Annotated in this window: 17 protein-coding genes and 1 tRNA gene; 10 read left to right on the top strand and 8 right to left on the bottom strand. The window is 49.2% G+C overall.

Annotated features, from left to right (window positions below):
• Positions 1-315: 315 nt before the first annotated feature.
• From WCV72_02250 to WCV72_02235, 4 genes are all read left to right on the top strand, one after another.
• Positions 316-1371 carry a DUF4325 domain-containing protein gene (locus tag WCV72_02250; protein ID MFA6458191.1) on the top strand — a complete coding sequence of 352 codons (1056 nt, stop codon included), beginning with the start codon at positions 316-318 and terminating at the stop codon, positions 1369-1371.
• A gap of 1294 nt (positions 1372-2665) precedes the next feature.
• A complete protein-coding gene (locus WCV72_02245; protein MFA6458190.1) occupies positions 2666-7984 on the top strand; it encodes an Ig-like domain-containing protein in 5319 nt (1772 codons plus the stop codon).
• Positions 7985-8089: 105 nt separating this feature from the next.
• Positions 8090-9325 carry a S8 family serine peptidase gene (locus WCV72_02240; protein MFA6458189.1) on the top strand — a complete coding sequence of 412 codons (1236 nt, stop codon included), beginning with the start codon at positions 8090-8092 and terminating at the stop codon, positions 9323-9325.
• Between the two features lie 211 nt (positions 9326-9536).
• Positions 9537-9671 carry a hypothetical protein gene (locus WCV72_02235; protein MFA6458188.1) on the top strand — a complete coding sequence of 45 codons (135 nt, stop codon included), beginning with the start codon at positions 9537-9539 and terminating at the stop codon, positions 9669-9671.
• Here the strand turns inward: WCV72_02235 and WCV72_02230 are convergent.
• Together WCV72_02230 and WCV72_02225 are read right to left on the bottom strand one after the other, a co-directional pair.
• Positions 9640-10560: a D-alanine--D-alanine ligase gene (locus WCV72_02230; GenBank protein MFA6458187.1), complete on the bottom strand. Its 921-nt coding sequence runs from the start codon at positions 10558-10560 to the stop codon at positions 9640-9642. The genes WCV72_02235 and WCV72_02230 overlap by 32 nt on opposite strands.
• Positions 10561-10565: 5 nt before the next feature.
• A complete protein-coding gene (locus WCV72_02225; GenBank protein MFA6458186.1) occupies positions 10566-11723 on the bottom strand; it encodes an ArgE/DapE family deacylase in 1158 nt (385 codons plus the stop codon).
• A gap of 391 nt (positions 11724-12114) precedes the next feature.
• Here WCV72_02225 and WCV72_02220 point away from each other — a divergent pair, with 391 nt between their 5' ends.
• Positions 12115-13974, top strand: coding sequence for a right-handed parallel beta-helix repeat-containing protein (locus tag WCV72_02220; protein ID MFA6458185.1), 1860 nt, complete (start codon positions 12115-12117; stop codon positions 13972-13974).
• On the opposite strand, the gene WCV72_02215 is transcribed toward WCV72_02220, so the two are convergent.
• From WCV72_02215 to WCV72_02195, 5 genes are all read right to left on the bottom strand, one after another.
• Positions 13971-14768 carry a transketolase gene (locus WCV72_02215; protein ID MFA6458184.1) on the bottom strand — a complete coding sequence of 266 codons (798 nt, stop codon included), beginning with the start codon at positions 14766-14768 and terminating at the stop codon, positions 13971-13973. The two genes, WCV72_02220 and WCV72_02215, sit on opposite strands and share 4 nt — an antisense overlap.
• A complete protein-coding gene (pdxT, locus tag WCV72_02210) occupies positions 14765-15328 on the bottom strand; it encodes a pyridoxal 5'-phosphate synthase glutaminase subunit PdxT (GenBank protein MFA6458183.1) in 564 nt (187 codons plus the stop codon). The genes WCV72_02215 and pdxT overlap by 4 nt, the downstream gene beginning before the upstream one ends.
• Positions 15329-15417: 89 nt before the next feature.
• Positions 15418-16299, bottom strand: a complete 882-nt coding sequence (gene pdxS / locus WCV72_02205; protein MFA6458182.1) for a pyridoxal 5'-phosphate synthase lyase subunit PdxS — start codon at positions 16297-16299, stop codon at positions 15418-15420.
• Positions 16300-16491: 192 nt separating this feature from the next.
• Positions 16492-17451, bottom strand: coding sequence for a PrsW family glutamic-type intramembrane protease (locus tag WCV72_02200; GenBank protein MFA6458181.1), 960 nt, complete (start codon positions 17449-17451; stop codon positions 16492-16494).
• The gene (locus WCV72_02195) at positions 17448-18563 is read right to left on the bottom strand and encodes a hypothetical protein (protein ID MFA6458180.1); all 1116 of its coding nucleotides are present in this window, start codon (positions 18561-18563) and stop codon (positions 17448-17450) included. The genes WCV72_02200 and WCV72_02195 overlap by 4 nt, the downstream gene beginning before the upstream one ends.
• A gap of 288 nt (positions 18564-18851) precedes the next feature.
• Between WCV72_02195 and hisS the strand changes: the two genes are divergently transcribed.
• From hisS to WCV72_02170, 5 genes are all read left to right on the top strand, one after another.
• Positions 18852-20237, top strand: a complete 1386-nt coding sequence (gene hisS / locus WCV72_02190) for a histidine--tRNA ligase (GenBank protein MFA6458179.1) — start codon at positions 18852-18854, stop codon at positions 20235-20237.
• Between the two features lie 25 nt (positions 20238-20262).
• Complete coding sequence (locus WCV72_02185; protein MFA6458178.1) at positions 20263-20781, top strand: NYN domain-containing protein; 519 nt, start codon at positions 20263-20265, stop codon at positions 20779-20781.
• An 82-nt stretch (positions 20782-20863) separates the two neighbouring features.
• Complete coding sequence (ilvD, locus tag WCV72_02180; GenBank protein ID MFA6458177.1) at positions 20864-22534, top strand: dihydroxy-acid dehydratase; 1671 nt, start codon at positions 20864-20866, stop codon at positions 22532-22534.
• On the top strand, positions 22528-22803 hold the full coding sequence (locus WCV72_02175; protein MFA6458176.1) for an MGMT family protein: 276 nt from the start codon (positions 22528-22530) through the stop codon (positions 22801-22803). Before ilvD ends, WCV72_02175 begins: the two co-directional genes overlap by 7 nt.
• 111 nt (positions 22804-22914) lie before the next feature.
• A tRNA-His gene (locus tag WCV72_02170) sits at positions 22915-22991 on the top strand.
• 9 nt (positions 22992-23000) lie between these two features.
• On the opposite strand, the gene WCV72_02165 is transcribed toward WCV72_02170, so the two are convergent.
• A complete protein-coding gene (locus tag WCV72_02165) occupies positions 23001-25181 on the bottom strand; it encodes a heavy metal translocating P-type ATPase (GenBank protein MFA6458175.1) in 2181 nt (726 codons plus the stop codon).
• Between the last annotated feature and the right edge of the window lie 12 nt (positions 25182-25193).

Raw genomic sequence — 25193 nt, 5'->3', positions numbered from 1 at the left:
AAATGATTGGAGCTTGAGACTTGAAAACTATTTCGTAAATTCGAAACTTGAAAATTCTCTCCATGCTTCATGTTCCATGTTTCATGCTTCATGCTCCATGTCCCTGGGTTTCGAGATTCGGGTTTTAAGTCTTCGAGTTGTTGAGTCATTGTTCATGGGTTCGGAGGGTCATGAGTCATTGGTCATTGGTCATGGGTTCGGAGGGTGATTGGTCATGGGTTCGGAGGGTGATAGGTTGTCAATGAAAAGCACTTTGGTTGACAATGGGTTGTCAATGGAATATACTTTGGTTGTCAATGAGTTTACAAGGACAAGATGACTATCAAGGAAAAAATCCTCGCAATCGCCAAGCAAAAAGGGAAAGTCACGGTGGCTGATTTGGCGCAGCATTTTTCAGCCTCGCGGCAGTATCTGAATCGCTTGATCAAAGGACTGGTGACGGACGGCAAACTTATAAAATTCGGAGTGACGCGCTATGCGTTTTATGTGCTGCCAGCGCAGGCGAAAGCTCATCAGGAAGTATTTTCTGCGCAGTATCTCAAGACATTCAAAAATAAAGACCTGGAGGAACACAAAGTGTTTGCTCAGATTGAGCGCGCCTTTCCGAAATTAAAAAAACTGCCTGATAACATCAACAGCATTTTCACCTACGCTTTTTCGGAGATGCTGAATAATGCCATCGAGCATTCCAAGTCGGCTCGGATCGGCGTGGAAGTTTCTCTTTCCGGCAAAATGCTTACTTTCATCATCCAAGATTCAGGCATCGGTGTCTTTCGGAATGTGATGCGCGAGCGGAAGCTCCGGTCGGAATTCGAAGCGATGCAGGATATTTTGAAAGGCAAGACGACGACCATGCCGAAGTCGCATTCGGGCGAGGGGATTTTTTTTACTTCGAAGGCGGGGGATTTATTTACGCTGGATAGCTTCGGCTATCAAATGATCGTGGACAATAATTTGCCCGATGTTTTCGTGAAGACTGTGAAGAAGCTCAAGCGCGGCACGCGCGTGACATTTCAAATCTCGCTTAAATCAAAGCAACATTTGGACGCGGTTTTCAAGCAATACACGAATCTCGCCGGAGGGAGCGATTACGGTTTCGACAAGACGGAAATTCGCGTGAAGCTCTACGCACTCGGCGGTGTGCACATCTCTCGTTCGCAGGCGCGCAGAGTCCTCGCTGGTCTCGAAAAGTTCAAAATCATTGTTTTTGATTTTGCTAAAGTCCCGACGGTCGGACAGGCTTTCGCCGATGAAGTTTTTCGCGTGTTCCACCGCAAGTATCCTCGCATCAAGCTCGAAGTCGAGCATATGGCTGAAGGAGTGCGATTCATGGTCGAACGAGCGCAGCATGAAGCCGAAGTTTCGAGATAATACTCAAGCAAGGTTGCGGGGCAAAAATGCTTGGCGAATCTTTTTGTACGCGCGTACGCGTTTTGACTCAAAATTTTTCAATTTCCCCTAAGAATAACATTTGTGTTCAAAAAGATATTCTCTAGGAATTGTGCGCTTAGGTCTGACCTTCTTGCCATGGCGTGAAATGCAGAGAACACTTTTATTATACGGTTTAGCGTTGACAGTGATTCTCGCTGGTTCCACAATCAAGTTCCTTTTTTATCGTAATTCGTAATTAAATGCTGGTAAACAAAAATTAATAATCATCTAGCGATCTCGGTACGCGGCGGCTAGATATTCCTTTCTTTCGCATCCACTAACTCTCTCTACTATGAGACATCCTAGGTCTTCATCATCCGTAGCGGTGTCGCGAGCTAGGGTGCGGAAAAAGCCACCCAGACCTAAGTCTGGAGTTTTCCAAAATGGAATTAATTACTTTCTAAAATTAACCCACCCTAAAATGTCCCACCCATCTCTCCCTCGACGCGCTGCCGCACTCGCAACATTTTTTGCGTTGATGTGTCAGTTTTCTATCGGGATGGTGCCGGTCGCTTACGCGGAGGATATCGATCTGCCAACTGCAACCGTTACTCAGTCTGGAACAGCGGCAGGAGGAACAATCACATATACCTTCAGCGAGCCAGTTCAATTAATGAACGCCGACAAAACGGCACTAATTACACCCGATGCGACAACAGGCTACGCTTCTAGTTTAGGTATCTATGAATTAACTGATTATTCTACTCATGTAGAATACCAAGATGATGTAGCTAAAGTTGGAACAATCACATCAGCTATCTTGAGTGATGATGGCAAAACAATGACTATTCAATACACAGGTAATCTTGAAGGCACAACAGATATGCAATATGTTGTTGATGCCTGGGGTTTAAATATTACAGACCTAGCAGAAAACAAGATGGTTGCAGACCTAACACAAGTATTTAAAGTTGAGAAAGTTGCGCCGACTGTAGTCTCAGTCGACGGTAGCATTGCAGGAACAATTACCTATATCTTTAGCGAGCCGATGCACCTAACAGAAAATGATGGTACGCTTACCACTTTAACCACTGATAAGCTTGCTATCTACGAAGCAGATGTCGCTACCGGAGCTTATGGATTAGATACAATTACAACAAACACAATTAATTCAGCTGACTTAGTTGGTAACACTTTAACCATCAAATATGATGGAACTTTAGCTAAAAGTTCCGATGCAAGTTATGTTGTAGACGCTTGGGGATACAAAATTACCGACTTAGTTGGCAACAGAATGGCACCAGCCTTGAACCAGATATTTACAATTGCAGGCGATAAGGTTGCCCCAACGGTAGTTTCAGTCGACGGTAGCGTTGCAGGAACAATCACCTACACTTTCGACGAACCAGTTCAACTTATAAACCAATCTAACCAAGAAGTTACGCCTTTGGATAAAGATTTACTTGGAATTTACGAGATCGATCCTGCGACTGGAGATTATACGAATACGAAAGTAGGCAATATCGAATCAGCCAGCTTAGACGCAAATAAAACAACTCTCACAGTTACTTACTCCGGAAATCTGGAAAAACCTGCAGATGCGTATTATGTAGTCGATGCCTGGGGTTATAGCATCACAGACTTGGCAGGCAACAGAATCGCTAAGGGAGGTGCAAATCAAGTATTTAAAGTCTCTCCAGTCGCTCCAACTCTAACCACTGTTGGATTTACTGCTGATGGAAATGTTATGTCTGGCGATGTCGCAAATGGTTTTACTTTGAGTACAAACAATGTCGCCTCAACAAATCATTTAATTCAATTCAGAGCCGACACTTCTGCTGATGAAACATTAGCATCAGAATATTTTGGCTTGACTCTGAAGAGCTCAACTGTCAGTGCCACTGACCTGAAAGCATATTACACAAACAGAGGAACGCCAGAACCTTTCCTGACTTATCTCAAAGACGCGGTTGATGGCGCCAAACCTTTTGTTTACATCAACGGTGATACGACAAAATTAGTTGATGCCGCCAAGCATGATCTTATTTCGACAGATGTCGATATGACGATACCAGACGATTATCCATTAGGAACCTATGTCCTCGAAGGAAAAATAAAAGATCTGGCAGGCAATGAAACTACTGTCACTTACAAATTGATCGTAGCGGGAGATAGAGTTGCACCGACTGTCACTACTCTTGCTCACGATGAATCTGCAAAAACTATTACTTATACTTTCGACGAAGCAGTTGAGCTTAGAAACAACGATGGAACACCAGCTATGCTAACAAATGAAAAATTAGCCATCTATGTAGTTACTGATAATAATTATGATCAAAGCACGAAAGCTCCTCTTGTTGATATTACAGGTGCAGTTTTATCTAATGGATCAAAAACATTAACCATTACTTATACTGGCTCTTTGGTAAATCAAACAACTACAAACTATGTAGTTGATGCTTGGGGTTATCGCATTACTGATGCTTTAAACAACAAGATGTTGCCATCAGCAACTAATACATTTGAAGTTGCAGGTGACTCAACGGCACCAACAGGTGGCGCGTTGACGATGACGACAAAATTATTTCCAGCAGGAATTAAAGTTGCCAATCCAGATGTAAATGGCGTTTACAATCTTGGATCTTTGTCTTTGGACGGAGCAGATGTATTTACTTCATTAAGTGTAGCCATAATAGATGCAAATATGGACACTACATTTAGTCCAGATGTATATGTCGATGGAAGTAATTTAGAAAATATAAACGGCAAGATGGTTTATGACAGTGCTAATAGCGTTTGGAACTATGACCAACTAACAAGCGTACCAAAGTTTGGAGCAGGAACGCATTCTCTCGTCGCCACATTTAAAGATCTAGCAGGAAATGAAAAAACGCTGACTGCTCAATTCACTACTGACAACACCGCACCGACTGCAACAGGTATCGAGTATTCCATAACCACACCGACAAATGGCGATGTGACGGCGACCATTACGATTGACGACACATCAGCTACGATTACCAATAACGAAGGATCCTTCACACACACCTTCACGGCAAATGGCAGCTTCACTTTTGAATTTCGAGATGCGGCTGGCAACACTGGCAGCGCAACTGCGACAGTAGCTAACATCGATAAAGTTGCGCCTACCGTTGCTGACGATAGTTATTCGACAGACGAAGATGTGACTTTGAATATCGCAGCTCAGGGCGTACTTGATAATGATACTGACGCAGTAAGTTCAGTGCATGATGCGGTGAAATTGACTAATCCAACGAATGGCACAGTGACACTAAATGCTGACGGTTCATTCGAGTACATCCCAGTAGCGAACTATTACGGACCAGATTCATTCACTTATTCTGCGACTGATGCTGCGGGCAATAGCGACACTGCGACTGTGAGTATCACAATCAATTCAATCAATGATGCGCCTGTCGCTGCCGGTGATACTTACTCAACATCTGAGAATGTAGAGCTGACGATCGCCGCTTCGGGAATTCTCTCAAACGATACCGATGCAGATCTCGTCTCGCTCACTGCGGTCTTGGTGTCTGATCCGGCAAATGGAACTTTGACACTCAATGCAGATGGTGCATTTACTTATATGCCGAATACTAATTATGTCGGAACAGATTCATTCACTTATGTAGCGAATGATGGTGCGCTTAGTAGCAACACTGTGACCGTGACAATCAATGTTCTCGTCGATACAGATGGCGATGGCATCGCAGATGCGACCGACACTGATGATGACAACGACAGCATACTCGATGGCTCCGATTTCGCTAGTTTGAATCCACAAATTTGCAGTGATACAGATGGTGACACTTGCAGTGATTGTTCGCAGAATCCGACCAGCAGCACTTCACCAAAACCTTGGGGGCTGTATGTTCCAAACGCGAGCAATGATGGAGCGGACAGTGATTCAGACGGCGCATGCAACGACGGCGATGCAGACGATGACAACGACGGCGTAGCGGATGCTGTGGACACTGACGACAGCAATCCAAATCTTTGTCGCGACCTTGATGGCGACACTTGCGACGACTGTACGATTGGCGCGGATGGATATGGTCCTTTGACTGACTATTTCCCAGCCAACGATGGTGCTGATTTTAATTCCGATGGAATCTGCGACGCTGCTGATACTCTCGCGCCGACAGTCGTCTCGGTTGATTCCGATAGACAGACTTACAATTTGGCAACTGTTTCACCTCACAAAATTACAGTCACTTTCAGCGAGGAGATTTACACCGCACCGACGATAGATGTTCACTCAGTCGGCGATCCTCAAGTTGTCACTAATTGCGGAGATGGTGACAAGAAGACTTTCTGTTTCGATTACACGATTGTTGTTCCGCAGGAAATGGAGCACACGATTTATATTTCCGGAGCACGAGACAATTCCGGCAATACGATGATTGCTGACAGTACGCACACTTTCGTCGTGGACACCACTGCACCAAGCACATCGATTGACAGCACTCCATCTGATCCGAGCGGATCGTCTGCAGCAGTTTTCACATTCTCAGGCGATGATGGCGCTGGTTCTGGTGTCGCTTCCTTCGAATGCCAGGTAGATGGTGGCGGATTCTCAGCTTGCACTTCGGGCACGGATTTCGGACCTTTGACCGACGGTTCACACACTTTCGCTGTCCGCGCGATTGATAATGCCGACAACACTGATGCCACACCGGCTTCTTACACATGGACGGTCGATACCACTAAGCCGACTGCAACTAATCTTATTCACGACGAAGCCACCAAAACAATTACCTACACTTTCGGCGAAGCAGTCCAACTTATAAACCAATCTAACCAAGAAGTTACGCCTTTGGATAAAGATTTACTTGGAATTTACGAGATCGATCCTGCCACTGGAGATTATACGAATACGAAAGTAGGCAATATCGAATCAGCCAGCCTAGACGCTGCTAATAAAATTCTCACTATCACTTATTCCGGAAATCTGGAAAAAACCGCAGATGCATCTTATGTAGTAGATGCCTGGGGTTATAGCATCACAGATTTGGCAGGCAATCGAATCGCGCAAGGTGGTGATAACCAAGTATTTAAAGTCTCTCCAGTCGCGCCGACAGTCACAAAACTTGGTGATGACTCAGTCGATGAAGTTATCGCAGCGGGAGATACAGACTTAGTCTTTAACGAAGAATTATCGGCTAGCGCGAAGACAGCTGTGGAAAATGCTTTGACCAGCGGTGCTGACAAAACTCTGACTTATACCTGGGCTGGGGCGACGCTGACGATTACAGCGACTGAGGCCACAACTTTCGCCAACGATGTCGTCGTCAATATCTCAGACCTTGCCGGCAATGCAGCAAATGGTTTGTTGCTGGTGGATTCCAAATTGGATGCCGACCAGACCACTCCCGATGCCGGTGGTGACGCGAATCTTACGAATACAAACCCGGAAGTCGTCATCACGAACCCAACTCAAGAAGTCGATATTACTATCGATAGCGCGACGACCAATCCAACGATTGATGTCAGCTCATTCATCACTGGTGGCACTGGCACACTTCCGGCGATTAATATCACTTCAGCGAATGCCAATAATGTGAATATAGAAATCCCTGCTGCTACTCTCGTCACCAGTGCTGATGCTACTTGGAATGGAATAATCGCTGCGCCAACAGCTACCACAGTCACCCTTCCAGCGACACCAGGAGAAACCAAAGCTCTTAGCACAGCTATCGAAGTTGGATTTACTGGCACTAAATTATCTTTTGATAAAGCAGTTAGATTATTGCTTCCAGGGGAAGCCGGTAAGAGGGCAGGTTACACGCGAGACGGTGGCACAAATTTCACTGAGATAACTGCGACTTGTGCAGCGGATGATCAAGCGACAGGAAACGCTTTGGCGGCAGATGGAGATTGCAAGATTGATGTTGGAGCTGATTTGGTGATTTGGACTAAGCACTTCACAACATTTGCTAGTTACGCGCAGACTATAAATCGTAGCACTGGCGGTGGCGGTGGTGGCGGTGGTGGCGGAGGTGGAGCAGCGGCAGCAGTAGCTGCGGCAGACACATTCGCGCTGCAATCGGCTGAAGTTGCGAATCCATTCACTGATATCGAGGGACACTGGGCAGCGGAATTTATCGATAATTTGCGACTCACGGGAGCGATCAGCGGTAAAAGCGAGGGGGTCTTCGCGCCGAATGATAATTTGACGCGCGCAGAATTGGTCAAAATCATCGTCAATTTATATAACATCGATTTGCCAGAAACTGTCACAGCGCAACCATTTTCCGATGTCGCGGTTGACGCGTGGTACGCACAGTACATTCTCGCGGCGAAAAACGCTGGAATTATAGGTGGTTATGCGGATGGTAGTTTCCAGCCCAATCGCGCGGTTTCGAGAATTGAAGCCTTGAAAGTGATTTTGGAAGCAACTAAATTAGAAATTGCTGGTGGGGAAATGAATTTCCCAGATACCGAAAAAGGGCAATGGTATGAAAAATATGTTGCGTTCGCCGTTTTGCATTCCATCGTGGATGGTTATGCAAATGGTAATTTCGGTCCAGCCAATTCAATCACCCGCGCTGAATTTGCGAAAATCGCGATGCTCAGCATCGAGCTTAAATAATAAAAATAAGCATTGAATTAGCATCCGACAAAGAACCCTCCTCGTGGGGGTTCTTTGTTTTTTGCGTAAAAACATGTTAAAATAAGGAGATTTAAAAAATAAAACATGTTTAAAAAAATCTCCCCAAAAATAAAAATTCTGTTGCTCGGAATTTTCATCCTTGCGGTAGCAGCTGGCGTCACAGTCAGATGCTTGACCGCGCCGAGCTCCGTCGACCAGCTCGCGCAGCTGAATTTCAAATACGGCTTGGTCGCGGCTCAGCCGCTCGATCATTTGGCTGAGGTGCAGGACATAAATTTATTTAAGCCGGTTTTTTTGCGGGCGGATTTAGTCGGTTCGGTGAAGCCGCAGCAGGATTTGCTCGTGAGTCTCAAGGCGGACAATTCCGGCGATCTTTCGCAACACATCTTGCTCTTGAAATTGCGCACAGGTGAGGATATCGAGCAGGTGGCGGAGGCGTACCAAAATTCTCCGATTGTGCAGACTGCTGAGCCAAATTTTGATTTGAAAATTGATCCGGCAGCGGAGCCGGCTACTGAAGCCTCGACCGAGCTTGAAGCGCCTGCAAGTATTCCCGCTGAGACTACTATTCAGGAATCGCAGCCCGTGCTCGTCGCCGTGCTCGACTCCGGTGTGGATATCACGCATCCGGATCTAGTCGGTCGCACTGAGCCGGGTTGGAATTTCGTCAATCAGAATAATGATGTTGCCGATAGTGATGGACACGGTACGCATACCGCTGGCATCATTCTGAGAAATTCAGCGGCTGCGCGAATTCTGCCGCTCAAAATTTCCGACGGGGCGACGGGCAAGATGAGCGAGCTGGTCGCAGCAATCAAATTCGCCGCCGATAATAGTGTCCAAGTAATCAATCTCAGTCTGGGCCTACCGCAGGAATCTGAGATTCTGCACGAGGCGATTGACTACGCGCGCGCCAAAAATGTCCTGATTGTCGCGGCGGCTGGTAATTACAATACTGGCACGAAATTTTTCCCGGCAGCCTGGCCGGAAGTTTTCGGTGTGGCTGCTCTCGGTAAAAATGGCAGCAAACTTTTTCTCAGTAATTTCGGTGAGTGGGTGGATTGTTCCGTCATGGCGCAGGATGTCTACGCCCCGGCACCGGGCGGGAAGTACGCGTATCGCACGGGGACTTCGGAAGCTGCTCCAGTCGTCTCTGCCAAGATTGCCGACCTGCTCAGCACTGCTACAGAGCCACTCGATTTTTCCGAGGTGAATGATTTCCTGCTCCAAAACTCTGAGCCGATTACTAGCAAATATGCGCTTGGTCGCAGAATTTTAGCGGCTGGTGAGCAGGCTACCATTGAGTCTTTAAGTCGCTAAGTCTTTAAGTCATTGGTTCGGAGGGTCAGTTGGTCAGCGGGTCAGTTGGTTAATTTGATGGTGCTGATTCCAAAATTTAAAAGGCTGTAAGAATTGAAAATTCTCCTGCTTCCTTTAAACTCAGTACAGCAAAGTAGCGTTTGACTCACCCCCAATGACTTCGAAACAAATTATCGCTACATTCATACTCTTGGGTTTAATTTGCCTCGGATTGTTTTACCTGATTACGCAGACTACGGTTTTGGATTATCTGCAGCTCAATCAGGATGAGCCGAATCTTTGCACGCAGGAGACAAGTGATGGCGGTAAGGTTTTTACTTTTTGTCCCGTAGCGCCAGTCGAATAAGCCGCTCGCAAAGCTCATCGAAAGTGATGCCAGCCGCTGCGGCTTCTTTGGGAAAGAGTGAATTCGGCGTGAAGCCGGGGAGGGTATTCGTCTCGAGGATATGAATCTGCGTGCCGACAATTATAAAATCCGAACGCGAGAGGTGGCGCAATTGCAAAAGTTCGTGGGCTTTTTTCGCGAGCAGTTGCGCTTTTTTCGTGAGCGTTTGCGAGATGCGGGCAGGCACAATTTCCTCCGAGAATTTGGAATCGTATTTCGCCTTGAAATCGAAGAAGCTATTTTTCGAACAAATCTCAATCGGGGGTAGTGCGGTCAATTTGCCGTTTGGATTTTCCAGCACGCCGACCGAAATCTCAGTTCCATCCAAAAATTCCTCGACGAGTGCCGCGCCGAATTTCCAAGCTTTTTTGAGTGCTGCCGCGAATTGTCTATCTTCGCGCACGAGTGATGCGCCGAAGCTGCTACCTTCGCGTGCGGGTTTCACGAAGACTGGAAATTTTAATTTCAGGCGCGCTTGCGAGCTAGGTGCGAAGATTTGCTGGGCGGCGACCGGTAATTTTCCGGCGCGGTAAATTTTCTTGGCGCGAACTTTATCAAAAGAATTTTGCATACCGCGCACGCCCGATCCGACGAAAGGCACTTTTAATTTTGTGAGTAATTTCTGAATCTCGCCGTCCTCGCCGCCACGACCGTGCAGCGCCGGGAAGACGACGGCGATTTCACTTCGTGCCGCGATAAATTTCGGGAGCTGATTTTTCGGATCGAAAGTCAAAACGCGGAAACCCTTTTTTTGCAGAGCTTGCGCGACGGCGGCACCCGAGATGCGCGACACACCGCGCTCGGCCGAAGCACCGCCAGCGAGCACCGCGACTGTCAGATTTTTTTTCATGCAAATTATTTTAGCTCAATCCCACGCAAAAGCTCGATCAAGATTTCCGCGAATTCGGTGACTTCGGCACTGCGGACTTTTTCATTCGCGCGGTGGCATTCCTCGAGTTTGCCCGGACCGAAGGCGACGGTCGGAATTCCGCGCGCGCGCAAAATTCCGCCAAAGGTGAAGCCTGCCATGCCGAGGGCTTGCGGTTTGCGCCGCGTAATTTTTTGCACTGCTGCCGCAGTTGATTTCACGAGTTCGCAATTTTCCGTAGTCGCCGAGCTTGGCAAGTCGGAGAGAATTTCAAAACGAAATTTCGGCACGCGCCAACGCCGCTCTTCTGCCGTCGCGAGCGTTTTGATTTTGGCGAGTACTTTCGTTTTCGATTCACTCGGTGGCAGGCGGATGTCGAGCGTCGCGCTCGCTTCGCCGGGAATCACATTTGTCGCGGCTCCCGCGTGGAAGCTCGTGACAGCGATGGTCGTCGGCGTGAGCAGCTTGGTTCGCCGCGCGAATTTGAGCTGCCGCACTTGGCGCAAGAAATCTTTCAAAACAAAAATCGCGTTCTTCGATTTCTCGGGCAGCGAGCCGTGGCCTTGCTCGCCGAAGGCGGTCACCTTGATCTGCAGCACGCCCTTTTCGGCGATTTCGATGGCGCGATTTTGACCGCAAGAATCAGGCACGATTGCCGCGGCGAGTTTCGGGAAAACTTTTTGCGCGAGCAGAAAATCTATCCCAAATTTATTGCCGCGCTCTTCGTCAGCGACTGCCGCGAAGATGATTTTATTCTTCAGCTCGCTCTCAAATTTTTGCAGAATTTTGGTCGCGACTAGCATGCCGGCGAGTGGCGATTTATTATCCACGACGCCACGACCTAGGAGCACTCCCTTTTTTTGCGACATTTTGAATGGATCGCTTTTCCAATTTTCTCCGGCGGGGACAGTGTCGGTGTGAGCCGCGACGAGGATCGCTGGTCCGCGACCGAGACTCCAGATCAAATTCGGTCGGGTTTTAATCAGCGCGAATTTTTCGACAGCTACTCCGATTGTGCCCAAAAATTTTTCGCAGAAATTCACGACTTTGGTTTCACTGCGCGAAGAATCAATTGCGACTAATTTCCCGAGAGTGGTAATTAGTGATTTTTGTTCGCTGGCGGAAAGTCGGTGGACTGGATGCACTCGTTCATTTTAGACGAATTCAAAAACATGGAACATGGAGGGTTATTAGGTCTTTAAGTTATAAGGATTAAGAAATAAGGAGTAAGTTGTCCCGAAGTTAACCCACCATTTCCAGTCGCACTTAAAAAATGTGGCGCTACCGCAGTTAACCCACCAGATATCTGGTGGGTTAACGGAAGGAAATGCCGGTGCAAAGTAGTGGGTTAATTGAACTTACTGAAGGCTACAAAATTACCTCACTTCCTCGCACTGTTTTGAATGACGCCAATAGCCCCTGAACCAATGACTCTCCGAACCCAATGACCAATAACCCATGACTCTGAACCAAACGACCTCCGATTGAAAAAATTATCCAAAATTGCTTAAATGATTACAATCTAAATCCACAAAAATGCAGCTCCGTAAAATTTTCCTTGCGATTGTTTTTCTCGTCTTGGCGAGTGCGCCGGTTTTGGCCGAGACCGTCGTCGACATCGATATTTACGCCGACACGACTTGGACGAAAGCGATGAGTCCGATCTTGATTCAGTCGAGCGTACGCGGTGACACCATTCGCCGCTTGATCAATGGTGCGACGCTCACGATTCAGCCGGGTGTAGTCATCCAAGTCGAGAAGGGCATGAGTTTCCAAATCATGAGCTCGTGTTTGCGTGGTTTTAATTCAGACACTTGCTACCGCGATGGGGAAGGCAAAATCAAAATGCCGAAGCTGGTGGCACGCGGGACTGCGACCGAGCCGATTATTTTCACCTCGCAAGAATCCAATCCGCAACCAGGCGACTGGGGTGCGCTGATTGCGGAGTCGCCGAATTCTGAGCTGGAGTGGGTCGAGGTGCGTTACGCCGGAGCGAAAGGCAAACGCGCGGCGGTCGAAATCAACAATTCACTTTTCCAAAATAATTTAATTACGAACTCCGGTCTCGCGCAGTATGCGGTTTACGCCAGCAGTCAGACGATTGAGGGCAGTGTGATTCGCGATGGTGCTGCCGCCGGAATTTTTTGCGACCATAGCTGCCAGCTGCTCGGCAATGTCATTGAAAGCAACGCCGGAGACGCAGTCACGGTCGACCTCAAAGTGCCGACCAAAATCAGCGGCAATCTGATTTTCAAAAATGGTGGTTATGCGATTCGAAGTGACAGCATTTATTCGCAGCTAGCGACGATTGAAAATAATTTTTTTCGGGAGAACTCCGGTGGGGTCTATTTCCAGCGTTCGTGCGACGGACTCAAAATTAACGCAAACAATTTTTTAAAGAATACGAATTTTGCGATTAAGTCCGATATCAATAATTTCGTCGGGCGGACTTATCCAGCGACGGGTAATTGGTTCGGCATCGACACCGGATCGCAAAAGACCGCCGGACAATTTTTCGTCTCGAGTGATTACGACGCGTCCAAATTTTCTGCCACAGATCTCCCTTTCACGATTGATGGCTCATCCGCGGCAGCGCGAATTTACCGCGACTATCTTGCCGAAAACAATCTGACCGACAATTTTTTCACGGCGAAGGTTGCGCGGACAGCGACCATCGGTAAAGAAAATTTACCGGGTGCGCTTTTGCAATATTCACTCACGCTCGAAAACAAAACGACGAGCGCGCGGGACGCGCAGATTGCGATTTCCACTCCTTCCGATCAGAGCCTGCTGCTCTGCAGCGCGCAGCCCGCGAGTGCTGATTTCAGTTATGCCCTCGCGACAGCTTGCTCGACTGCGCTGGCGAGTTCGCTTACTTTCAAAAATAACCAGCTCGTGTGGTCACCGACCGGCATTCCGGCGCTCGGCGAGAAGACTCTGTTTTTCGTCATGATGACGAATCCGACGACTGTGAATCCCGCCTTGCCGCGAATCGATTTAGCCGGCAAACCATTTTCCTACACACTTGGTACGAAAGTTAACTTGAGTGTGTCTGGCGGCAATACTGCCGCGCCTACAAGCGCACCAGTCACTACTCCGGTAGCAGGGCAAAAAGCGGCGACGCCAACTGTGCAAAATTCTGCGCCTGCGCCAGTCGCCGGTGCAATCGCGACCGGTACAGTCACGCGCCAAATGCTGAATGGCGTTTTGACTTACTTGCTCAAGACGACTGACGGCAAATACTATGTTCTTTTCAACAAAGACAAATGGCGCGACATCGACAACTTCACGAAGTCAGCCGACAAGGCGAAAAAGATTGCGGTCTTCGGAGAATTCACTTACAAAAACGGCCGACCGAGTGCAATCAAATTCTCGCGCTTCGAGATTCTGAATTAATTCGAGAGATTCTTTTTTGCTTCGACCAGTTCGTCGCAGGAAAGTGGCGTGCCGTGAAAGGCGAAATTATTTTCTGCGACCGGCGCGCCTTTGCCTTTCGTCGTGTGCGCAATAATTGCAGTGGGTTTTTTGCCAGCTTTCGCTTGCGTCAGCGCGTGCAAAATTTCCGCGAAATTGTGACCGTCGATTTCGACGACCTCCCAGCCGAAGCTCGCGAATTTCGCGCCGATCGGATCGACGCGCATCACTTCGTCCGTCGAGCCGTCGATTTGCAGGCGGTTGTGGTCGATGATGGCGGTTAGATTTTTCAATTTAAAATGCGCTGCGGACATTATGGCTTCCCAATTTTGACCTTCCTGCAATTCGCCATCGCCGAGCAAAGTGAAGACGCATTGCGCTGGTTGCGCGAGTGCGAGTCCGACGGAAAAACTCAAGCCTTGACCGAGACTGCCACTCGCGACTTCGACGCCGGGCGTGTGCGGAGTCGGGTGTCCCTGGAGATTCGAATCAATCTGGCGAAATTTCGCGAGCTCTGCCTTGTCAAAAAATCCGCGCTCCGCGAGGACGGCGTACAGCGCGGCCGAGGCGTGACCTTTCGACAGCACGAAAAAATCGCGTTCGGGATTGTTCGGATTCTGCGGATCATGTTTTAAAATCCCGCCGAAATACAGCGCGACCAGGAGGTCCATCGCGGAGAGACTCCCGCCGGGATGTCCGGACTTCGCACCACAAATCATTTCGAGCGCGGTGATGCGCAGCTGGTTGGCGAGCGTTTGCAGTTCCGAGTTTTTCATTGTCCGGATTTTACCGCAAAAACAAATTCGTGAATTTTAGTCTCGCCGAGAGTCTCGGGATGGAAGCTCGTCGCAAAGATATTTTTCTCACGGATGAAGATTGGCACGCCTTCAAATTTTGCCAGCACCTCGACTGATTTTCCGACGGACAAAATTTTGGGCGCGCGAATGAAAGCCACGGAAATTTCTTTCGACGAAACTGCTGGTATTTTTAATCGCGTCTCGAAAGAATCGAGCTGGCGACCGTAGGCGTTGCGCTCGATTTTCGCAGCGAGCAATCCGAATTTCGCGAGCAGGATTAGTCCGGCACAAGTTCCGAAGATAGTCGGTAGTTGGTAATTTCCAGTCGTTAGATTTTTCCGCGGAGTGGTGGCGAAGCGAATCAGTTCTTTTTTCAATCCGTAAATCTCCATCAATTTTCCGATGGTCGTCGATTCGCCGCCGGGCAAAATCAGCCCATCGAGATTTGCGAAATCTTGCACGGTGCGTACTTCGACGGCTTCGATTTTCAGCGTGTGTAAAACAGCGGCGTGCTCCGCGACATCGCCGTGGATAGCCAAAATTCCGATGCGCAGTTTGCGGTCTTTAGTTTGCAGAAATTTAAAATTAAAAAAATCTAATAACTAACAACTATCAGCTAGAGACTATCTCACCAGCCGCGTCCGGCTAGTTTCGTCGTGAGTGTTGAGATTTCCAGACCTTTCATCGCTTCGCCGAGTCCCTCGGAAACCTGCGCTATGATTTTCGCATCGCGGAAATTCATCGTCGCGAGGACGATGGCGCGCGCCATTTTGGCGGGATTCTTTGATTTGAAAATTCCGCTGCCGACGAAGACACCGTCGCAGCCGAGCTGCATCAGGAGCGCGGCATCGGCTGGTGTCGCGACTCCACCTGCGGCGAAATTCACGACTGGCAGGCGACCGAGCTTTTTAATTTCTGCGACGAGTGCGAGCGGTGTGCGGATTGCTGCTGCGTATTTTTTCACCGCCGCTGGTGACATCTTTTGCAACGCCGCGATTTCCGCATTGATTGTCCGGATGTGACGCACCGCCTCGACGACATTGCCTGTTCCGGCTTCGCCTTTCGTGCGAATCATCGCTGCACCCTCCGCGATTCTGCGTGCTGCTTCACCGAGATTGGTTGCGCCGCAGACGAAGGGAATTTTAAATTGGGATTTATCGACATGAAATTGTTCATCGGCCGGTGTGAGAACTTCCGACTCGTCGATGTAGTCGACTGCGAGTGCTTCCAAAATCTGCGCCTCGACAAAATGTCCGATGCGGACTTTCGCCATGACGGGAATCGTCACCGCTTTCTGAATTACGCGAATCATCTTCGGGTCGGACATTCTCGCCACGCCGCCGTCTTTGCGAATATCGCTAGGCACGCGTTCGAGCGCCATCACTGCGACTGCACCGGCTTTCTCCGCAATCACGGCTTGCGCCGGATTCACGACATCCATGATGACGCCGCCCTTGAGCATTTCGGCGAGACCTTTTTTCAGGCGTAGTGTGGCAGTTTTCTTTTCCATTTCAAAAAATTAAAGCTGCGGAATTTTAACAGCTTTTCGAAGTTTGGAGAATTAAGTCGTTAAGTCGTTAAGTCGTTGAGTGGATAAGTCTTTGAGTCGTTGAGTTTTATTTGAAAATTTGTAAATTCCGTAAATTGAAAATTCACTTCATGCTTCATGCTTCATGTTCCTGAGTTGCGAGATTCGGGTAATTTACGGGCGTTTGACTCCGTCATTTTTGCACTCACTTTTATCGAGGGGATCAGGTTCGCCGACTTCGCAGTAAGTTTTGTGATCCTCTTTTTTGTCGAGCAGGTAGGTGAGCCAAAAGAATCCGCCGACCAAGAAGGGGATTGCGAGCAGCAGCCAAATCCGGGCGATTCCCGAGCTTCCGGCATCTGTGAAGTACTGGCTCATGCCCATCAAAAAGTCGAACACAGCGTGGATTGAGGCGGCGATGATCAAGCCTTCGAAAATTTTCTCGTCTCGGAAAACTGTTTCACTCTTGAGATGTAAAATTTGGTGAATTCGTTTTGTGAAAATGAAGCGTTTGCCTTGTGAAAGTTTGTCGATCAAGACCGGCTTGGCGAAGCAGGCGATTCCGAAATAATAGCCGAAGATACCACTCGCGATGATGTGAAGGAGCATCGAGCCGAGCGAGCGGAAAACTACATAAAACCAGCGCATGGATTCATCGATACCGGCGTTGTTCCAGATGGAATAAAAATACAAAACATTTTCGATGAAAGAAAAGCCGAGCGCGACCGTGATTGAGAGGATGATTGCGTCGTCGATATCTCGGAAAAAACTCCTGCCGGTCAGTTTGACGATCCACATTTTGGCAGTCTCTTCGTAAAATCCGACCCAGAGACCCGTGAGCGCGGTCGTGAGTACGAGATTTTCCAGCAAGCCTTTGAGGCCTTCTTCGATGCGGGCGATTTCGTATTGAAAAATAAAAATCGGAATGACAGCGAGCATACCTGCCAAGAAAATCGCGAAGGTCAAAAAGCGATTCTCGCGTTTATGGCTCAAAAATAACCACAACCAAATCACGACTGGGACGACCGCGAGAGCTAAGAAAGGAAGATGTTCACCATTAAATACGCTCGCGACGCGGTGTAGCGCATCGCCCGTTCGGTCGATCAGATCGGGTGTTAAATTGACTTCGTTCATTGGATGATGTTTTTGCCACGGGGGTTATTTTTAATTTGTGCCGATTTTTTTGTGTGGATTCCTAGGTCGAAATTGGGTCTCTGATCAAGCTGCTGGAATCTTCGGCTCGTCGCGGCGAGCAAGCGGCGCTCGTTGCGGAGCAGCCAAGTCACGAAGACCACGATTCCGATTAGGAGTGCCGTCGTGAAAATCGCGAGACTTGTTTCGGAAAAGATGCTCCATTCCGCGTGTGGTGCGGCATTGCGCCGAGAATCATTTTTTGTGGCAGCGGCGAGCACATCGGCAGTTAGATTGCCGGCATCGAAACCGCTTGGCTCTGCGGCTGTGTCTGCCGTGCGAGATATTGCCCGCGGGAATTGGAACAGTACGGCACCATCGGCTTGCGCGATGATGTTCGAACTCGCAGAAGTCGCAGGTGCGACTTTGGCATCCGGCTCTGCGTCCGCCAATTTTTCCACTGCATCTTTGATAGAAATTTCTGCGAGCTTGCTGCGCGCAGCTTTCAGCTCTGCGATTTTTTTCGTAACCTCTGCGTGCGCTGACTCATCTTCGTTGAGTGCTTTTTTGGCTGCGAGAATCGCCTCCAATTTAGCGATTTCAGCATCGGCGGTTTTTAAAATGGAATTAACCTCGGTGCCGTCTTGCGTCGTTGCTTCTGTCGTCGCAGCTTTGTCATCGGATTGGTCGATGGGGAAACCGACAAAATCTTCGAGGCTCGTCACTTTGACCGTTGTCTCGTCCGGCGCTGGCACAGTGCTTGTCTCTTCTGGTGCGCTGAATGTCGTCGGCATGGCGGTGGCAGTGCTGCCGCGGAGTGCCGCGAGCTGCGCCTGCAGATTTTTCATTTCGGATTCGACCCACTTCGCCTGTAAATCCTGCATGCCGCTACGCATGCTGCTCAGCTGAATCTGCAAATCGGCGAGCGTTTTCTTGAGTTCGGCGACTTCGGCTTCATCCGCCGAGGAATTGTTCGCGACGAAAGTGGCAACTGGCGGATTATCCAGACTATCCGCCGTAGCGATCTCAGCTTCTGCGGCAAAAACTGCGGTTTGGCTGAGTGCCGCGAAAAGGAAAACCGACGCGATAAACGGAAAAATTTTGTTTGGACGCATTTTTTTAGTTTTGATTTCTGGTCATTTTATCACAAGTGAGCTTTCTTTTCAAGCTTTAGTTGCTTGAATTTTGTGAATCTCACAACTCAGAAACATGGAGCACGAAACACGAAACACAGAGGGAATTTCTAATTTACGGAATTTACGAAAGAAAATTCAAGACTCAACGACTCAACCGCTGGCTGTGACTTGAAAATTGGAAAATTCTCCTTAACTCGAGTCGTAAGGCAGTTTCGAGATTCGGGTTTAAGTGGTAAAATCTACCAAGCTCGTATTAATCTTTTTTTAATGTCCAAAGAGAAAAAGGTCTCCAAACCAGAAAAGTTTCAGGCGCCGCGCGGCGTGCACGACATTTTGCCCGAAGAGCACGCGTATTTCACCGTAATCAAGAAGGTCGTGCGACACCGGGCGCGTCAGGCTGGTTTCCGCCGTATTTCCACGCCAGTTTTTGAATTAAAAAATCTATTCACGCGCGGTGTGGGTGAGCAGACCGATATTGTGGAGAAAGAGCTTTACACATTCGCGACCAAGAAAGACGGTGACGAGTACGCGTTGCGTCCGGAGGGGACGGCGGGAATCGTCCGCGCCTACATCCAGCACGGCATGAATCAGCTGCCGCAGCCAGTCGAGCTTTATTACATTGAGCCGTTTTTTCGCCACGATCGACCCCAAAAAGGTCGCTATCGTCAATTCCACCAATTCGGCTTCGAAGTCATCGGTGAGCCGGATCCAGGTATCGACGCTCAAATCATACAGCTCGCGGCGACGATTCACGAAGATCTCGGCATCGCGGACAAATTGAAGCTCCAAATCAACACGATCGGCTGCCCGAAGTGTCGCGAAAAATTTTCCAATCAGCTGCGTGACTATTTCATCGGCAAGGAGCGCAGTCTTTGTGCGAATTGCGTGCGCCGTTTGGCGGAAAATCCGCTGCGTATTCTCGATTGCAAAAATGAAGACTGTCGGATTCTGGCAGAAAACGCCCCGAAATTTGAAAATGTGATTTGTGACGACTGCAAAGACCACCACCAAAAAGTGCTGGAATTACTTGATGCGGTTGACATTAAATACACGGAAAATCCGCAGCTCGTGCGCGGACTCGATTATTATGCGCGGACGGTTTTCGAATTTTGGAATGAATCGGACGGCGCGCAAAATTCCGTCGGTGGGGGCGGACGCTACGACGGACTAGTCGAGCAGCTCGGCGGCACTGCCGCCGCGGCGTGCGGCTACGCTGGCGGAGTCGAGCGAATCATCGAATTGATGCAAGCTTCCCGGATGCTGGCACCCGACAAAGATCAGATTGATATTTTCGTCGCGCAGCTCGGCTTCGGTGCGAAGAAAGTCGCTCTGCAGATTTTGACCGAATTGCGTGGACGCGGTGTGCATGCACTCGGCGCGCTTGGCAAAGCTTCGATGAAAGATCAGCTCGGCAAAGCCGACAAATTTGGCGTGAAATACGCGCTGATTTTGGGTGAAGTCGAGGTGCGTGAAGGCAAAATTATTTTGCGCGATATGGCGTCCGGCGTGCAGGAAGTCATCCCGCTCGGTAAAGCCGTCGAAAAAGTCATTAAAAAAATCGGCGAAAAAAATCTCGATCGCTATGATCCGTCCGACGAGCTGAAAAAAGACACGACCATCCGACCAGAAGAAGAGCTTTTGATTCGGGACTAAGTTTTTTTTGGAGTAAAATTGCCGAGTGCAGAAGCCGCTCGAAAATTACGCTTTCGTTGATTGTCAGAATGTTTATCGAGAGCTGCAACGCGTCGGTTTTGTGATTGATTGGAAAAAATTTCAAACCTTTTTACGCGATAAATATGCAGTCAAAGAGGCTTTTATTTTTGTTGGTTTCATCGAAGAAAACAAAAGCTTTTATGATTTTTTGGAGCGCATCGGCTACCGACTTATTTTCAAGCCGACGGTCAGTTTCGGCACGAAAGAGGTGAAAGGTAATTGCGATGCCGAGCTCGTGCTGCACGCGATGATTGAATTTCCGAATTACAGGCGAGCCGTAATCGTGAGCGGTGATGGTGATTTCGCCTGTTTGGTGGAATATCTGCAGCAAAAAGATAAACTCCAAAAGTTGCTCGTGCCGAATTACGCTAACTTTTCTTCACTGTTTAGGAAAGTCATTCCCATCGAGAAAATTGCGACACTGCACGACAAAAAATCTAAAATTGGTATGACAAAAGAAGAGACGGATCTTCCTGCAAACTGACTTGCAGACTAGTCCGCCTCGTGGAGAAACGCTGTTATTTTAGTCTCAAGCTATTTCAAAAGTCAAATTTAATCCTTAAATTATGCGCTCTGATTATCTCAAAACTGCGGTCGAGACGGCGGGCAATCGTTCCCTTCTGCGCCGTTGTGGTGTCGGCAAGGCTGACCTGAAAAAACCATTCATCGGCATCGCCAATTCATTCACCGAGACGGTGCCGGGACATGTCCACCTCCAAAAAGTCGGGCGCATAGTCAAAGACTCAATCGAAAAAGCCGGCGGTGTCGCTTTCGAATTCAATACGATTGCGGTCTGCGACGGCATCGCGATGGGTCACCGCGGTATGCATTTTTCACTGCCGAGCCGTGAGTTGATCGCCGATTCGGTCGAGACGATGGCAGAGGCGCATTTGCTTGATGGTTTGGTTTTGATTGGCAATTGCGACAAGACCGTGCCAGGCATGCTGATGGCGGCGCTGCGGCTCAATCTGCCGGCACTTTATGTCTCGGGTGGTCCGATGGCAGCGGGGAAGTGCGGTGGCAAAAGTTGCGACCTGATTTCCGTTTTCGAGGGCGTCGGTGCCTTCGAGCAGAAGAAGATTTCGCAAAAAGATTTAGACGAATTGGAAGACAAAGCTTGTCCGACTGAGGGGAGCTGTGCGGGGATGTTCACCGCGAACACGATGAATTGTCTCGCGGAAGTTTTAGGCTTGGCTTTCCCGGGCAATGGCACGATTCTCGCCGTCGATCCGCGCCGGGAAAAATTGTACCGCGCGACCGGTCCGAAGATTGTCGAGCTGGTGAAAAAAAACATTTGCCCGCGTGACATTGTCACCAAAAAAGCTTTCGACAACGCTTTCGCCGTCGATGTCGCGCTTGGCGGCTCGACGAATACGACGCTGCATTTACCGGCGATTGCCGCCGAGGGTGGCATCGATTATCCGCTGAAAAGAATTAACGAGATTGCGAAAAAGACGCCTTACCTCGCGAAAATTTCCCCGAGTGATCCGACCGTGCACATCGAGGATCTCGATCGTGCGGGCGGCGTGTCGGCAATCATCGCCGAGCTTGCCAAAAAACCGGGCGTGCTCGACCTGACCGCGAAAACTATTTCCGGTAGCCTGAAATCGCAAATCGCGGGTGCGAAGATTCGTGACACCAAAATTATTCATCCACTCACGAATCCGATTTCACCGGAAGGCGCGCTCAAAGTGCTCTTCGGCAATCTCGCACCCAAGGGTTCGGTCGTGAAGTCGGGTGGCGTCGATCCGAAAATGTTGAGGTTCAAAGGCAAAGCGAAAGTTTTTGATTCACAAGAAGCTTCGCTCGCCGCAATCTTGGCTGGCAAAATCAAAGCGGGTGATGTCGTCGTGATTCGTTTCGAAGGTCCGCGTGGTGGTCCGGGCATGGTCGAGATGCTTTCGCCGACGGCGGCGATTGTCGGCATGGGGCTCGGCGACAAAGTTGCGCTTTTGACCGATGGCCGTTTCTCGGGCGGGACGCGCGGCGCGTGCATCGGGCACATTTCGCCGGAAGCGGCGGCGGGTGGCGTGATTGCGGTCGTCAAAAATGGCGATCTGATTGCGATCGACATTCCAGCTGGCAAGCTCGAGCTTCGAGTCCCGGCGGCAGAAATTTCTGCGCGCCTCAAAAAACTGAAACCCTTCATCCCGAAAATCAAAACAGGCTGGCTGGCGCGCTACCAAAGATTCGCGAGCTCGGCGGATCGCGGCGCGGTTTTGGATTTGGAATGTTAAAAACTTTCACGCAAAAAGTTCGCGCCGTGGTCGCGCGGATTCCGCGCGGGGAAGTGCGAAGTTACGGCGAGGTCGCGAAGTTGGCGGGCAACAAAAATGGTGCACGAGCAGTGGGGAGCATCATGCGCGCGAATCACGACCCAAATTTTCCGTGTCATCGTGTCATTTGTTCGAATGGAAAGGTCGGTGGTTTTAATCTCGGCAAAGAGGAAAAAATTCGCAAGCTCAGAAGTGAGGGTGCTAAAATTTCGGGCGATAAAATTATTTGAGGTCTTCACCAAAAGATTTTTTGCCAAAAGCAGCTATGGGGATAATGCGATTTTGGTTTGGAGTTGCGGACGAATCTTCGCTAAAATCGGCGGGTTCATGGTTTCGGTATGGTGGCTGTAGCTCAGTTGGTTAGAGCGCCAGGTTGTGGTCCTGGAGGTCGTGGGTTCAAAACCCATCAGCCACCCCATCTTAAAAACTACAGCTTAAATCTCCTGATTCGGAGGCTATTCGAAATGACCGAGACCGAGCTCAGCGACATGGCGAGACTCGCGAAGATTGGATTCAATAATCCCAGCGCGGCGATGGGGATGCCAATTACATTGTAAACAAAAGCCCAAAATAAATTTTGCTTGATGATGCGGAAGGTCTTTTGCGACAGCGTCAGCGCAGAAAAAACTTTCGCTGGAGAGCCTTGCATTAGGACGATGTTCCCAGCTTCGATCGCGATATCCGAGCCAGTGCCCATCGCGATTCCGAGATCAGCCTGCGCCAGAGCCGGCGCGTCATTGATACCGTCACCGACGAAGGCGACTTTGTGTCCGGCTTCTTGCAATTTCTGCACTTCGGTTGCTTTCGCTTGGGGCAAGATTTCCGCAATGACTTTTTTGATGCCGAGCTGTGCGGCGATAGCTTCGGCTGTGTGCTGATTGTCACCGGTCAGCATCACAGTTTCAATGCCTGATTGATTGAGCTTCCGAATCGCCTCTGCGGAATCCGCTTTGACCGTGTCCATCAGACCGAGCACGCCGATTAGCTGATTGCCGTGAGCGATGAGGAGGGGAGTTTTACCTTCAGTCGCGAGTTTGTGAATTACAGCGTCAGCCTGTGTCTCGATTTCGATTTTGCCAGCCTGCAGCATTTTTTCATTGCCCAGACGCACGCTGGTTTGGTGTTCGCGGCATTCGGCGATGATTCCTTGCCCGCTGATTTCTTTGAAGTTAATCAGCTCGGCGGATTTAATTTTGCGCTCATCACCGTATTGCGCGACCATCTGTGAAAGCGGATGATGCGAAAGTTTCGCGAGACTGTAAGCGACCTTTAGTAATTTTTCTTCCGGAAAATTAAATGGAATGATGTCGGTAATTTTGGGCTTGCCTTCGGTCAGCGTGCCAGTCTTGTCGAAAATCACGACATCGATTTGATTCGATTTTTCCAGTGTTTCGCCGTTTTTGATTAAGATTCCATTCTTCGCGCCTGTACCGGTGCCGACCATGATAGCGGTCGGTGTGGCGAGTCCGAGCGCACAAGGACAAGCAATCACGAGCACTGCCACGGCAGGAATGATGCTCATTTCGAGATTGCCAGTCAGGAAATGCCAAACCAAAAAAGTCAGCAGCGCAATCACCATGACGATTGGTACAAAAATTCCTGAAATTTTATCGGCGAGCTTTTGAATCGGCGCTTTCGAGCCCTGCGCTTCTTCCACCATTTTGATAATTTGGGCGAGCACGGTTTCGTCGCCGACTTTGAGCACGCGAATTTGGAGACTGCCATCTTGATTCAGTGTCGCACCAAAAACTTCGTCGCCAATTTTTTTCGTCACCGGCATGCTTTCGCCCGTCAGCATACTTTCATCGAGCGCTGCTGCGCCTGCGATGATTACGCCATCCAGCGGAATTTTTTCGCCGGCTTTCACATGCAGGATGTCGCCGACCTGGATTTCTTCAATTGGCATTTCGATTTCTTTGCCACCGCGCAACACGCGCGCTTTTTTCACACCGAGCTCGAGTAATTTTTGCAGTGCCTGACCGGCGCGACCTTTGCTGCGCGCTTCCAGCCATTTGCCGAGATTGATGAGCGTGATGATTGCGGCGGCCGCTTCGAAATAAACGGCTTGTCCGGCGAACATCGCCCAAAGACTATAAATCAAGGCCGTCAAAGTTCCGAGCGAGACCAGACTGTCCATGTTGAAGCTTAGTCTCAAGAGCTTCTTCTCGGCGCTGTGGTGAAAGTGCCAGCCGAACACGAAGACCACGATGGCGGTCAGAATCGCGTGAGCCCACATCAATAAATCTATGCCGAGGATTTCGCTGCCGAGTTTTAATTCACCGAAGAGCATCGTCGAAAAAACCGGTAGGGTGAGTAGCGCTGAGCCGAGGAAACGGTTGCGCGTTTTGCGATCTTCGCGCGCATCTTCCATGGCGGCGTGATTGTGATCATGTTCACTCAGTTCGTGTGCGCCATAACCGGCTTTTTCAATTGCCTGAATGATTTTTGCGAGACTCGTAATTTGTTCGTCGAACTCGACAGTGGCTTTATTCGTAGCAATATTTACATTCGCCGCCCTCACGCCTGAAACTGCTAGTAAGGCATGTTCATTTAATTTCGCGCAGCTGGCGCAAGTCATGCCCGTGATTTTGAGAATTATTTTTGGCATTTTGAAAATTAA

The organism is Patescibacteria group bacterium, assembly GCA_041665585.1.
In the GTDB taxonomy this organism is placed as follows: domain Bacteria; phylum Patescibacteriota; class Gracilibacteria; order JAHISY01; family JAHISY01; genus JAHISY01.
Note: the sequence above shows the minus strand (reverse complement) of the source record. Positions and strands in the feature narration are given on the sequence as shown.